The sequence below is a fragment of the Bordetella sp. 02P26C-1 genome, assembly GCF_009763255.1.
GTDB lineage: Bacteria > Pseudomonadota > Gammaproteobacteria > Burkholderiales > Burkholderiaceae_B > Bordetella_A.
On sequence record NZ_WSJB01000018.1, the window covers coordinates 200,950 to 214,367 of the forward strand.

The window sequence follows — 13,418 nt, forward strand, 5'->3', positions numbered from 1 at the left end:
ATGTCCATCGCCCGATCATCACGTATCGGTGCCGCGTTGCGCGGCCTCGTTTTCCTCTTGGGCGCCGCGCTGGTGCCCGCCGCCGCGCAGGCGGAATGGCCCGAGCGCCCCATTCACGTGGTCGTGCCCTACCCGCCCGGTTCCTCTCCGGACCTGCTCGCGCGCACCATCGCCGCCCCCCTGTCAAAGGCCCTGGGTCAACCCATCGTCGTGGATAACAAGCCGGGCGCAGGCGGCAACATCGGCACCCGCATGGTCGCCAAGGGCACGCCGGATGGCTACACGCTCGTCTACACCATCAATGGCCCGCTCGTCACCGCGCCCGAGCTGTACAAAAACACGCTGGGCTACGACCCGCTGACGGATTTGCAGCCCATCACCCTGGTTGCCACCAGCCCCAACGTGCTGACGGTGCCGGCAGCGCTACCCGTCGAGAACGTGGAGGACTTCGTCAAACTCGCCCGCGAACGTCAAGGCGCGCTGAACTATGGCTCGGTCGGACCTGGCAGTTCCGCCCACCTGGCCATGGAAATGTTCAAAAGCGAGGCCGGCATCGAGCTGGAGCAAATCCCCTATTCCGGTTTCCCGCAAGTGATCAGCGCCATCATCGCCGGCGACGTGCAAGCAGGCTTCATGGTCCCCGCGATTGCCATGCCCCAAGTGCAAAGCGGTAAAGTGAAAGCCCTGGCCATCACCAGCCTGGAACCCAGCCCCTCGCTGCCCGGCATCCCGACGATGGACAAGCAAGGGTATCCCGGCTTTGAAGCCATCTCGTGGAACGCGATCCTGGCCCCGGCCGGCACACCCGCGCCCATTGTGGAGCGCTTGAATCGCGAACTGGCGCAGATCATTAACAGCGACACCGTGCGCGAGCAGCTGGCCAAGCAATACTTCACCGCCGCGCCGTCCACGCCGGCCGAGCTGACCGAACGTATTCGCAAGGATCAGGCAAACTGGAATGCGGTGATCAAGCGCTTGGGCTTGTCGCTGGATTGATCGCTGATTCGGGGCGTCCGCTCAGACGCCCCCGGCGTAGCCGTTCTGCCGCCAGGCTTCGAACACGGTGATCGCCACGGCGTTCGACAGGTTCAGACTGCGCTGCCCGGGCCGCATCGGCAAACGGATGCGCTCGTCCTCGCCGAACGTGGCCAGCTGTTCGGCCGATAAACCGGCCGTCTCCCGGCCGAACACAAATACATCGCCGGGCGTAAACGCCACCTCGGCCACCGTGCGGTGCGCGCGGGTAGTCAAGGCGAAACACCGATCTAGCGGAGCACCGGTCGCCGCCAAGGCCTCGTCGAGCGAGTCATGGACCTGCACCGGTTGCCACTCGTGATAGTCCAAGCCGGCGCGCTTTAACCGTGCGTCATCCAAATCGAATCCCAGCGGCCGCACCAGATGCAGCTGGGCGCCCGTGTTGGCGCACAAACGGATGACGTTGCCGGTATTCGGCGGAATTTCGGGGCAGACAAGTACGACGTGGAACATGAATTTCATCCTGGCGCAGCCACCCATGCGGCGCGCGAAGCCGTTATTTTGCCAGGGACCGGCGGCTGGCGCCCTGGGCTGGCACCACGTACCCAAAAGTGATCTTTACCTCTTTGCGAAGATACGGGCGCTATTGCGGTGCGGCGGCCTCCGCCCCATCCGTCGGTGGCTGACGCCAGGGCGTGCGCGCCGCCACCAGGACCACGACCCGCGCGGCCCCCGCGCGTAGCAATGCCGCGGACGCCGCATTGACCGTCGCTCCCGTCGTCATGACGTCATCGACCAAGCCCACCGACCAGCCCTCCAGACGCCCCACCGTCTCGAACAAGCCTTGCGCCGCCAAATGCCGCGCGGCGCGGCCACTGTAAGCCTGACGCGGCCCCTCGCGTCGGCGACGCAATACATCCCGTCGCACCGGCAGGTGAAGTTCGGCGCCGAGACTCGCCGCCAATTCTCCAGCGGGATTAAAGCCGCGTCGGCGCAACGAGGCGGCGCTGGAGGGTATGGGCACAAGAACGCTTGCTGAAGCAGATGTAGATCCTTGCCATGGGCTCAAGCCGCCCGCGTGTGCCACAGCCTGCGCAAGCAAATGGGCAAGCGTGGTGCTCAGGCCGAAACGATGCTCGGTTTTATACCGCGCGATCAAGCTATCAAACGGCGCCTCATAATCGAACGCCGCGATGACACTCTCGAAGTTCGGGGTCACCGCCGCGCACGCGCGGCAAACCAGCGTGCCCGCCGTACCCCGCTGGGCACACCGCGCGCATCGCGGGCCTGCCTCACGCATCGCCTGCGTGATGTCATGCGCGCATCCCGCACAGAGCCGCGCTCCCGCAGCCTTGCCTTCACATAGCGGACAATCCGTGGGAATCCAGTCGCGCCACCCTCGCACCATACGACGCCAAAAGAACATCCCCCGCGAATCGGCAATAATGGATAGCATTCCCGCTGTTCCTTTTAACTGAACAGCATCATCACACCACGATTTTCGGCGCTGCCCACCGGTAGCGCGACATTCATGTCACACCCTTCTTCCAGCGCTCCCCCGACCTTGCCGCTCGTGCCCGCGCACGTCGCGCTACAGTTTTCGCGCCGTGGGGATTTGTCCGAGGCTCAGTTCCTCTATGGCGAGATCGCACGCCGCATGCTCGGTCGCTTGCAGTACATCCGCCTGCAACCCGCCGCCTTGCTGGACGCCGGCTGCGGCGCGGGTGACAACCTGCCTTTGCTGCGCGAACGATATCCAGACGCCGCCTACACCGGCCTGGACCTGAGCGCGGCATTGCTCGCCCACGCCCGCGCGCGCCATGCGCCCGGCGGCATGTCAGCTTGGTTGAACAAACTGGTAGGGCGCGGTCAAGCCGCGCCTCAATTCCTGCAAGCTGACCTGGCCGAGACCGGCCTCGCTCCCGAAACCCTGGACCTGGTGTGGTCCAACCTCGCCATGCACTGGCACCCTGCCCCCCACGCCGTACTAGGCGAGTGGAGACGCGTGCTCAAGGTCGGCGGCTTGGCCATGTTCTCCTGTCTCGGGCCGGCCACGCTACGCGAACTGCGACAGGCGTTGGTCGACGCCGGTTTGCGCACCGCCACACCTTCGTTCGTCGATATGCACGACTTCGGCGACTTGCTCGTGGAAAACGGTTTTTCAGATCCGGTCATGGATCAGGAAACGCTGACGCTGACTTACCGCACCCCGCAGCGCCTACTCGAAGACGTGCGCGCGCTGGGCGGCAACCCTGCGCGCGAGCGACGCGGCGGCTTGGTCGGACGCGATTGGCTACACCGCCTGCACGCCGCGCTCGAAGCGCAGCGCAACGCCGATGGCGTGATTCCCCTGACAATAGAGGTGTCCTACGGTCATGCGTGGCGTGCCGCAGCCCGCCGGGCCGCTCCGAACGAGACCCGGTTGTCGGTGAGCGCGATCGGCGGCCGCCGTGCCGGCGGCTGAGCCACGCCCAAGCTGACCCGCTTAATGCAACCTGTCGGCGTTCCAGCCGGCGTTCAGCCCGGGCTCTGGCGTGGCCAGCGCTTGAACATCGCCCATCATCGGCACCGACGTCGCGCGGATACGGCGGCGCGGCACTTCCGTCGATGCGCTGACATCGCGCTCGCCGCGCCAGAGTCGCGTCATGGATTCCACCACCGTCGGCAAATCTCGCACGCGGTGGAACTGACCGCGCAGCCAACGCGCATCATTGCCATTGCGCAGCGCCTCGTCGCGCAACTGGCCAAGCATGTCGCCCGTGCCCAGTTCCTCGGCGATCGGCTCGAGCTTGCGGAACAGCTCTCTGGCATGATCGATCAAACGCACGCGCTGTCCGCCGGCCGTGACATAGCTGCCCTGCAAGCCAAACCGGCAGGCCTGGAAGTGATTGCTACGATAGGCCAGCCACGCGCTCGCCGCGGGCTGGGGTTCGCGCGTCACCAGCACCGACAGCGCTTGTGCAAACGCCGCCAGCTGGCACGCGCGTTCCACCGTGAGCGGCGTATCGCAGACCCGGATTTCCACCGTCCCGAATTCAGGCTTGGGGCGGACATCCCAGTAAAGATCCTTGATGCTCTCGGCTAATCCGCTATGACGCAGCTGCGCCATATAAGCCTCGAACTGATACCAGTCAGTCACCTCCGGCGGCATATGGCCAGCCAGCGGGAAACTGCTGACCGCGTTGAGCCGGCAGCATGAGAAAAGCGTATCCACGCCCTCGTAATAGGGCGAAGACGCCGACAGCGCAATGAAATGGGGAATATAGGGAGACAAGCCCTGTACCATCCGGACCGCGGCGTCGCCCGAGTTCACGCCCAAATGGATATGCTGTCCAAACACCGTGAACTGCCGCGCCAGATAGCCATACATTTCGGCCAGATACTGAAAACGCGGCGTATCGGAAATCGAACGGTCCTGCCAGCGCATAAAGGGATGCGCGCCGCCACCGGCGACCGAGACACCTACCGCGTCGGCGGCCTCGCATAAGACGTCGCGCATTTCACGCATCTCAGCCAGCAGGCCCACGGGATGTTCATGCACCGACGAGTTCAATTCAATCATTGAACGCGTGATCTCGGGTTTGATCCGATCCGCGAGAGGGTGATTGCTCAGTTGCACCAGTAATTCGTCCGCGGCAGCAGTCAAATCAAAAGTACGTGGGTTGATGAGCTGCAGTTCCAACTCAATGCCGAGCGAATTCGAGGCGGACGAGACGAACGGAATTTGATCCATCTCTGACTCCTTATTTAGTTGTAGGGATGCGCCATTCGGCCTGGAAGCCCGGCAACCTCCCGGGGTGGCGCTAGATGGCGTCTTATGAGCCCATGATAGCCGCATAATTGCGCCAGAAAGCGTCTAAATCGTGACATTTATCTGCAACCTCCCACGTCTGCACGTTTTCATCTGTGACAGACGGCGCAGTGAGCGCACACTAGCGAGCCAATATCCGGCTGCGGAGAGAGCATGCACCGGAAAGCCTTTATTTTCGCGGGGTTTGGGGCGGCGGCATGGCTGTACGGGCCGCAGCGGAGGAAAAATCCGACGGATGCACGGCTAACATATGACGAAAGACGTCGTGCCGTAACTTGGCTCACTTACGCCAAAACATGGGCGTGAAGAGGACGACGACCGTTAATAATTCCAAACGTCCAATTAACATTGCAAACGTACAGACCCAGGTCTGGAAGTCGGTCAAGATGGCGTAATTGCCCATCGGTCCCACGGGTCCCAGTCCTGGTCCCGTGTTGTTGAGACTGGCGACCACGGCAGTAAAGGCCGTAATAGGCTCCAGCCCGGAGATCAACATCAGGCTGGTGAAAAGCCCGATCGACAACGCATACACCATCATGAAGGCCAGCACCGAGGCCATCACGCGCTGCTCCACGAGGCGGCCGCCCATCCGGATCGGACTGACGGCATTGGGATGCAGCATCACCACCAACTCATTACGCACCTGTCGCACCAGCAGCAGCGCACGGACCATCTTGATGCCGCCTCCCGTCGATCCCGCCGAGGTCACGAACGCCGCCAGCAGCAACATCGTCAACGGCGCGATCAAAGGCCATGTCCCGTAATCCGCGCTCGCATAACCCGTGGTCGTCGCCACGGAGATCGTATGGAACATGCCATAGCGCAGCGCTTGAAGCGGGTCGTGATAGACGCCCCGAAAATAAAGATACGCGGAGATCGCCAGACCGGCGCCAAGCATGATGGTGAGATAAGGAACGGTCTGAGGGCAGTCGCGATAGGCCCTCAAACTTCCCTGGCGCAAGGCGTTAAAGTGCGTCGCGAAATTGATGCCGGCCAAGGTCATGAACACCATCGCGACGATTTCCACCGACACGGAATTGAAGTAGGCGAACCCCGCATCCTTGGTCGAAAACCCGCCCAGACCCATCGTGGTTGCCGTATGGCACCAGGCGTCAAACCAAGACATCCCGACGGCGCGATACGCGAACAGACACAGCATGGACAGGCCGGCATAAACGGCGTACAAGGCCTTGGCGGTACTGGCGATACGCGGCGTCAACCGCTCGTCCTTCATCGGGCCAGGGGTCTCGGCCCTGACCACCTGATGTCCCCCCACCCCCAGCAAAGGCAGAATCGCCACGGCCAGCACCAAGATGCCCAGCCCGCCGATCCACACCAGTGTGGCCCGCCACAGATTGATCGACGGCGGCAAGTTGTCCAGTCCGGTCAGCACCGTGGCGCCCGTGGTCGTCAACCCGGACATGGCCTCGAAATACGCGTCGGTAAACGATAGCGGCACGTCGGCGCGGTGGAAATAAATCAGAAACGGGATCGCAGCCAGCAACGGCAGCAGCGTCCACACCAGCGACACCAGCAAAAACCCGTCGCGCGCATGCAGCTCGCTGCGCCCGCGATGCGTCGCCAGCCAGAACACCCCGCCTCCGCCAAACGCCAGCAGAAATCCATCGATAAAGGCGGTCAGCCCGGCATCATCGCCCAGATACGCCATCCCCAGCGGCAACAGCATGGTGAGCGAGAACACCACCATGGTCAGACCCGCCACGTAAAAGGTCGCCAGCAGCCGCTTCATACCGCAACCGGGAAAGAAAGGAAGCTGGCCAGCGGGTACATGATGGGAACAGGATTCCGAGCTTAGAAAAACGACGCCGAGACTTGGAAGAGCTTTTCCACGCGCGGCATCATTTGGCGTGAAGGCACGAATACGATCACATGATCGTCTGTCTGAATAATCGTATCGTCGTCCGGCATGATGATCTCGTCGCCGCGCGCCAGCGCGCCGATACTGGCGCCTTTGGGTAAACGGATACTGCCCACCGTGCGTCCCACGACTTTTGAGCTGCTCCGATCGCCATGCGCGACGGCTTCGATGGCTTCAGCGACACCTTGGCGCAAACGATGCGCCACGACGATGTCGCCTCGCCGCACATGCCGCAGTAATTCGCTCATGGTGGCCTGCGCGGGCGAGACCGCGATATCGATGTGGCTACCCTGCATGAGTTCGCCATACGCGGGCCGGTTGATCAGCGCGATCACCTTGCGAGCACCCAGACGCTTGGCCAGCAGCGAGGACATGATGTTGTCTTCGTCGTCGCTGGTGAGCGCCAGCCACGTGTCCATATCGCCGATGTTCTCACGCTCGAGCAGTTCCTCGTCGGTGCCGCTACCATGGAGCACAAGCACGTTATGGGGCAGCTCGGCGACCAAATATTCACAGCGCTTGAGATCATGTTCGATGATGCGCACGCTGTAGCTTTCTTTCGCCAACTGGCGCGCCAGACGCAGACCGATATTGCCGCCGCCCGCGATCATGACGCGATGCACGGATTTTTCCGCCTCGCGCAGCTGCCGAATGGCACGCCGTGCATGGCGTGAATCCACCACCAATACCACCTCGTCCCCCGGCGCGATCACCGTGCCGCGATCCGCCTGCAAGGGCCTGCCATCGCGCACCACATCGACCACGCGCGCCGATACATCCGGCCACACGTCACGCAGTTGCGCGATAGGATGATGCGCCATCGCGCTACCATGCCCCACGCGCACCGTCACCACGCTGATACGGCCGTCCGCGAACTCGACGACTTGCAGCGCCTCGGGAAACTCGATCAAGCTATGCAGATACGCCGTCACGCTGCGTTCGGGGCTGATCAGCGCATCAATGCAAAAGCCCTCGTCGCCCATCAGTTCGGGATGGTCTTCGAAATCAGGGATGCGAATGCGCGCGATGCGGCGCGGGACATTAAAAAGCTGCCGCGTGATCTTGCAGCTGACCATATTCGCCGAATCCGACGCCGAACACGCCACGAACAGATCCGCATCGGCAGCGCCGGCTGCCTCCAGCACCGCTACCTGGGTGCCGTCGCCGTGAACCACGCGCAGATCCAGGCGTTCCTGCAGATATCGCAGTTGATCGACATTGGTGTCGATCACGGTGATGTCGTTTTGCTCAGACACGAGGTTCTCGGCCACGCTTGTGCCCACGCGACCGGCCCCCATGATGAGGATTTTCATGCGTTACGCTTGCGCGCCGATTCGATGCCCAGTTGCTTGAGCTTGCGGTACAAGTGGGTACGTTCAAGACCCGTGCGCTCGGATACGCGCGTCATGCTGTTATTTTCGCGCGCCAGATGATATTCGAAGTAAATGCGCTCAAACTCATCCCGCGCCTCGCGCAGGGGCTGATCCAGCGCGATGGTACCGAGCCGGCCGCTTTGTGCTGGCGCGGGCTCTGCGACGGGCAACGGCCTGCTGACCGGCGCAGCGGCCGAGACGACCGGCATGCGGTCAGGCTCAGACGGCATGGCGGGCGATAAGGCAGGTGCGGGAGTCGTGATAGGCGCGGTTTGTGCCGCACGTCCGCGCGCCAGACCTGTCGCGATCGTCTTGAGCAATCGCTGCAAGGTGATGGGCTTTTCCAGAAAGTCCATGGCGCCAATACGGGTGGCTTCGACGGCGGTATCGATGGTGGCGTGACCACTCATCATGATGACTGGCATGTCCAACAGACCTTGCGAGCCCCATTCCTTGAGCAAGCTCACCCCGTCCGTGTCGGGCATCCAGATATCCAAAAGCACCAGATCGGGGCGCGAACGCAGCCGCGCGGCACGTGCCTGCGCCGCATTTTCGGCTAACTCGACCGTGTGACCTTCGTCATAAAGAATCTCCGACAAAAGTTCACGAATGCCAACTTCGTCGTCAACCACCAGAATTCTGGCCATAAACCTTCCACCTATTGCGTAGCCGCATTATCCCGTTCTTGCGGGGCCACGTCCATAGTCGCAGTCTTAGCCACGACGCGGGTTAATAAGATCGAAACGCGAGCGCCGCCTTCCTTGCGGTTGCCCAGATCGATCTTGCCTCCATGCTCTTCCACGATCTTACGCACAATTGCCAATCCTAACCCAGTCCCGTGCGCCTTGGTCGTGACGTACGGCTCGAAGGCGCGCTGCATGACTTTAGGCGAAAAACCCTGCCCATTGTCGGACACGATGAATCGCACTGCGGGATAGGCTGCGCCGTCCGACTCGCCAAGCAGCTGGGTCTTGACCTGCACACGGCCCATTTCGCCCAGTTCCGCCACCGCATCACGCGCATTGGACAGCAGGTTATGAATGACTTGGCGCAGCTGGGTGGGATCGCCCTCGATGTACGGCAACTCTTGTGCCAGGCTGACGTCCAGATTCAATGCTGGCGCCAGCGGGCGCGCGGCAGCAGAGTGACGTTCGCCAGGCTCCCAGCCGTAGAGCGCCAACACGTCAGACACCAACGCATTGAAATCGAGCACCTGCATCACCGCGGGCGGGGTACGGGCATACTCGCGGAAATCGTCCACCATCTGTTTGAGCGAGGCGACTTGGTTGACGATCGTATTGGTGGAGCGCTCGAGCATTTGGCGGTCGGTGGGTTCCAGACGGTCGGCGAGCTTCATGGCCAGCCGTTCGGCCGACAGCTGGATCGGCGTCAACGGGTTCTTGATTTCGTGCGCCAGGCGGCGGGCGACTTCGCCCCATGCCACGGTGCGGTTGGCCGAAATGACCTCGGTGATGTCGTCAAAGACGACCAGATAACCATTCCCGCGACCATCCACGCGCAGATGCGTACCGCGCGCGAGCAAGGTCAACACCTGCGCGGATTCCAGCGAATCGGGCGGCGGCGGCAGGGAAATCTCGAACTGCTGCTGCCAATGCAATCGCTCCGAACCCACCGCGGCATGCTGGGCAAACGCCTGCCGGACGGTTTGGATGAACTCCAACATGCCATCGACCGTCTCCAGCGGCCGCCCGATCACAGCGCGCAAATCGGCCTGCAGAATCGCTTGCGCGCCCTGATTGACCGTGGTGACCCGAAAACTTTCGTCGAACACCAGCACGCCTGACGACAGATTAGACAGCACGCTTTCCAGATAGACATTAGACCGTTCCAACTGCCGGCGATTGCTCTCGACCATGCGGCGGGCTTCTTCCAACTGCCGCGTCATCGCGTTGAAGGACCGCGTTAACTGCCCGACTTCGTCGCGTTCCGGCGGTTCTGGCAGCGGCCGATAGTCGCCCACCCCGACTGCCTGTGTCCCGGCCGCCAGCCGCAATAGCGGCCGCACCAGACGCTTGGACAGCGACAACGCCACCGCAATGGCCGCGAACACGGCCAGCAGCAGGGCCAGCGTCAGGGTAATGCCGTAAAGCTTGCGCAGCCCAAGGCGCGAGAGCGCCAATTCCTGATAATCGCGAAAACCCTGTTGGACACGATTGGCGTTGTCGGCGATCTGCTGGGGAACGGGCTGCACCAGTTGCAACCAGCGCGGCTCGGACGCGGATGACATCAATGTGTCGAACCGTTGCGCCGGCGTCAACGGAATCACCACGCGCAGGATCAGCGTTTCCTTGCCGCCCGCCATCCCGGTATCCTCGGCTTCGGCGGCGGAATAACCCCGGCCCAGCCGAAGTTGATTCAGGACCGTGGGCGGCGGCATTTCGGGGAGCAACTGGCCATACTGATGCGTGGAAAACGCCACCAGCCGTCCGCTGCCCGTAAACACCATGACATCCTCGACCCCGCTGGATTCGCGCAAGCGCGTCAGCGTGAGCGGAATATCGGTTTCCGTGGTGTTGTTCAGCTCCGACGCCATGGAACGCGCCTTGGCATCAAGGTCTGCCAACAAGGAGTCCAACGCCGCCCTGCCCAGATTGAGGCCCGACTCCAGCGCACTATCGACCCGTACGTTGAACCAAGACTCGATCGAGCGCGACATGAACTGCACCGACACGATGTAAATCAATGCGCCGGGCACCACCCCGATCAGTGCAAACGCCAACGCAAATCTTGCGGTCAACCTCGCACCGAACTGGCGCCGCCGAATCTGCCGCACCAGCCGCGTGGTCAGCGCCACCACCCAGACAAAGAGGGCCAAGGCGAAGATGCCGTTGAGCACCAGCAACATGTCGTAATACTGGGCGAAGCGGGAGGCGTTCGCGGTCGACCAGGCCAACAGGCCTAATAGACTCAGGCCGCTGATTGCGCCAACGATCAGGGCCAGCCGTAGAAAGATTCTCATGAGGGATCCCGGGGCTTGGCGAGCTCAAACGAAAAATCGGCCCACGGGGTTTCCAACGACCAGGAGCTGCTATTGAGCGCATTGACCTGGAATGGCCGGGTCAGATGCGAGGTATCCAGCCGCATCCGCAACTGGCCTTGATAGGCCACCTCCCGGTCCAACTGGTCCACATCGGCCAGCACCCAGTGCCGAATATGCCGCACCATCCCCATGGCTTCGTCCAGGGACGACACCGGCAAACTCAGGCTATCCATGGCCACCCGCCACTGGCGCGTCAGCGCGTTGTACTGCACGCGCCAAGTACGGCTGGTATTGACCACCGACTCGTCGAACCACCACCATCGCTCCCGGTTGATCACGATATCGGCGGTGAAATACAGCGCCAGCCCCCGTTCGGCGGCGTCGCGCAACTGTTCATTGAGCTGGATCTCGATGTCCGCATCCAGCTCCAGCTTGCCCTCGACGATCGTGGGTTCGATCCTCGTCACCCGAGGATCTTGGGCATACGCCTGCCCGAGTCCGAATGGACCCACCAGAAACCACAGCAACAACCCACATAACAGGCGCGACATCATTAGCAACCGTAGCAGAAAAGCAAACTGCGGCTATTCTTCGGGATTCAGCGCTGCTTGGCAAACAAAGCGTAAAAAAAGCCGTCCTGCTCGCCTTGCGCGGACCCGGAAACGGCCACCGGCAGCAGCTGCCCCGGCGCGTCCTGACGCACGGCGTCTTCATGCCTGAGCGCGAAAGCCTCGGCTTGACGCTCGCCTTCTTCGGGAAACACCGAGCACGTCACATAAAGCAACCGGCCGCCCGGCGCCACCGTTTTCCACAGGGCGTCGACAATCCGAGTTTGCAGCTCTGCCGTGCGGGCAATATCGGGCGCGCGCCGCAGCCACCGGATGTCGGGATGACGCCGGACGATGCCAGAAGCCGTACACGGTACATCGGCCAGCACCGCATCGAATGGCCGGCCGTCCCACCACGCATCCAGATTGGCCGCATCCGCGGTCACCAGACTGACCTTCTCAGAACGCAGGCCCAGGCGTTTCAGGTTGTCGGCCACGCGCGCAAGCCGCACTGCATCAAAATCCAGAGCCATCAGCTCGATATCGGCGCTCTCGAGCAAGTGCGCTGTCTTGCCCCCAGGCGCGGCGCACGCATCGAGCACGCGCTCACCCTCGCGCACCCCTAGCAACGTCGCGGCACGCTGCGCCGACGCGTCTTGCACCGACCACCAACCCTCTAGAAAACCCGGCAGCTGCGACACGGGCTTAGGCTCGGCCAGCATCAGGCCAACGTCGCCCACCGGCTCGGCAGCAATACCCACTTTCGCGAACGCCTCACGCACCTGATCCGGCGTGGCGCGACGCACATTGACCCGCAAGGTCATGGGCGGCGGCACGTTGGCAGCGGTCAGGATCGTCTCCCACTGATCCGGGTAAGCTTGCTGCAGCTGTTCCACCCACCAACGCGGATGGTTCCAGCGCGCCTCGATCAGATCGGCGACTTTCGCATCGATGGCGTCGCGCTCGCGCAGATAGCGGCGCAGGCAGGCGTTGAGCAACCCTTTATAGGCAGCCAGATTGCGCTGCCCGGCGGCTGCGGTGACCGCCTGATTCACCACCGTGTGCGCGGCATAGACGGGCGCGCCCGGCATCACCTGCGCCCCGTCCTGCTCTGGGGCTGGGACCTTCAGCAAAGACAGAGCGACATTTAATAAAGCATCGAAATGCGGGCCCGGCGAGCGCAGCACCAGGCCGCTGCCCACGGCGCTGGCCCAGCCCAACTGGCGCATGGTATGGAACGCCACGGCTTGTGTCGCGGGACGGATGGATGGGCTTACCTCGCCCAAGGCCTCATTGAGAGAACGGCCCTCCATGACGGCGCGTACGGCGCCGGCCGCTGCCAGAATCACCATAGACAAAGGCTGCCTGAGCGGCTGTGAAACAGAAGAAGAAGTTGAGCTAGAGCGAGAGGCCATAGGTTTACGAATAACGATGCAATGTCGCTATGGTAGCCGCTGGCGCGATGATTGAAGAGTGACAAAAATGCGCAATTCGCGCGTTGAACACGAATCGACGTTTCCTAGTCCGATATTTTCGCCTTGTGCGCCTTGGCCGGCCGAGTCAGACATGCACTGCCGTTCAATGGCGCTACTGCCATGGCTGGCAGTAAACCTCAAACCAAGGAGAACACTGTGTCGGCGACAAACTTAAACGAGCTTATCCAGCAAAAGGCAACCCATATCGCAACGGCCTGTGCCTCGCAGGGCGCAGGTATCGCGCATAGTTTTCCCGATGGCCCTTGGTGTCCCGGGGGACACGACTCCAAGCCCCTGCGCATGATCGCCTATGACGACATGATGAAAGAGGACTGATAGACCTTATTCGCCGCGCG

12 protein-coding genes are annotated in these 13,418 nt (G+C 62.3%); 3 read left to right on the forward strand and 9 right to left on the reverse strand.

Going from position 1 to position 13,418, the window contains the following annotated elements; all coding sequences use genetic code 11:
- Complete coding sequence (locus tag GOQ28_RS10380) at nt 1-996, forward strand: Bug family tripartite tricarboxylate transporter substrate binding protein (protein ID WP_160356374.1); 996 nt, start codon at nt 1-3, stop codon at nt 994-996.
- A 21-nt stretch (nt 997-1,017) separates the two neighbouring features.
- On the opposite strand, the gene GOQ28_RS10385 is transcribed toward GOQ28_RS10380, so the two are convergent.
- Together GOQ28_RS10385 and GOQ28_RS10390 are read right to left on the reverse strand one after the other, a co-directional pair.
- Nucleotides 1,018-1,488, reverse strand: coding sequence for a tRNA (cytidine(34)-2'-O)-methyltransferase (locus GOQ28_RS10385; RefSeq protein WP_160356375.1), 471 nt, complete (start codon nt 1,486-1,488; stop codon nt 1,018-1,020).
- Between the two features lie 130 nt (nt 1,489-1,618).
- Nucleotides 1,619-2,431 carry a ComF family protein gene (locus GOQ28_RS10390; protein WP_160356376.1) on the reverse strand — a complete coding sequence of 271 codons (813 nt, stop codon included), beginning with the start codon at nt 2,429-2,431 and terminating at the stop codon, nt 1,619-1,621.
- Nucleotides 2,432-2,506: 75 nt separating this feature from the next.
- Between GOQ28_RS10390 and GOQ28_RS10395 the strand changes: the two genes are divergently transcribed.
- Nucleotides 2,507-3,439, forward strand: coding sequence for a methyltransferase domain-containing protein (locus tag GOQ28_RS10395; RefSeq protein WP_160349909.1), 933 nt, complete (start codon nt 2,507-2,509; stop codon nt 3,437-3,439).
- Between the two features lie 21 nt (nt 3,440-3,460).
- On the opposite strand, the gene GOQ28_RS10400 is transcribed toward GOQ28_RS10395, so the two are convergent.
- The 7 genes from GOQ28_RS10400 to rsmB all read right to left on the reverse strand — a co-directional run bounded on the left by GOQ28_RS10400 (nt 3,461) and on the right by rsmB (nt 12,939).
- Entirely contained in the window at nt 3,461-4,708 is a 1,248-nt protein-coding gene (locus tag GOQ28_RS10400; RefSeq protein WP_160356377.1) for a YbdK family carboxylate-amine ligase, read from the reverse strand.
- 358 nt (nt 4,709-5,066) lie between these two features.
- Complete coding sequence (locus tag GOQ28_RS10405; RefSeq protein WP_160349907.1) at nt 5,067-6,536, reverse strand: TrkH family potassium uptake protein; 1,470 nt, start codon at nt 6,534-6,536, stop codon at nt 5,067-5,069.
- 62 nt (nt 6,537-6,598) lie between these two features.
- On the reverse strand, nt 6,599-7,978 hold the full coding sequence (gene trkA, locus GOQ28_RS10410; protein WP_160356378.1) for a Trk system potassium transporter TrkA: 1,380 nt from the start codon (nt 7,976-7,978) through the stop codon (nt 6,599-6,601).
- The gene (locus tag GOQ28_RS10415) at nt 7,975-8,685 is read right to left on the reverse strand and encodes a response regulator (RefSeq protein ID WP_160356379.1); all 711 of its coding nucleotides are present in this window, start codon (nt 8,683-8,685) and stop codon (nt 7,975-7,977) included. The genes trkA and GOQ28_RS10415 overlap by 4 nt, the downstream gene beginning before the upstream one ends.
- 11 nt (nt 8,686-8,696) lie before the next feature.
- Nucleotides 8,697-11,018, reverse strand: a complete 2,322-nt coding sequence (locus GOQ28_RS10420; protein WP_160349904.1) for a sensor histidine kinase — start codon at nt 11,016-11,018, stop codon at nt 8,697-8,699.
- Nucleotides 11,015-11,593, reverse strand: coding sequence for a DUF4390 domain-containing protein (locus GOQ28_RS10425; RefSeq protein WP_160356380.1), 579 nt, complete (start codon nt 11,591-11,593; stop codon nt 11,015-11,017). The genes GOQ28_RS10420 and GOQ28_RS10425 overlap by 4 nt, the downstream gene beginning before the upstream one ends.
- Before the next feature lie 44 nt (nt 11,594-11,637).
- The gene (rsmB, locus tag GOQ28_RS10430) at nt 11,638-12,939 is read right to left on the reverse strand and encodes a 16S rRNA (cytosine(967)-C(5))-methyltransferase RsmB (RefSeq protein WP_442862095.1); all 1,302 of its coding nucleotides are present in this window, start codon (nt 12,937-12,939) and stop codon (nt 11,638-11,640) included.
- A 279-nt stretch (nt 12,940-13,218) separates the two neighbouring features.
- On the opposite strand from rsmB, the gene GOQ28_RS10435 reads away from it, so the two are divergent.
- Entirely contained in the window at nt 13,219-13,398 is a 180-nt protein-coding gene (locus GOQ28_RS10435) for a hypothetical protein (protein WP_160356382.1), read from the forward strand.
- Nucleotides 13,399-13,418 lie beyond the last annotated feature (20 nt).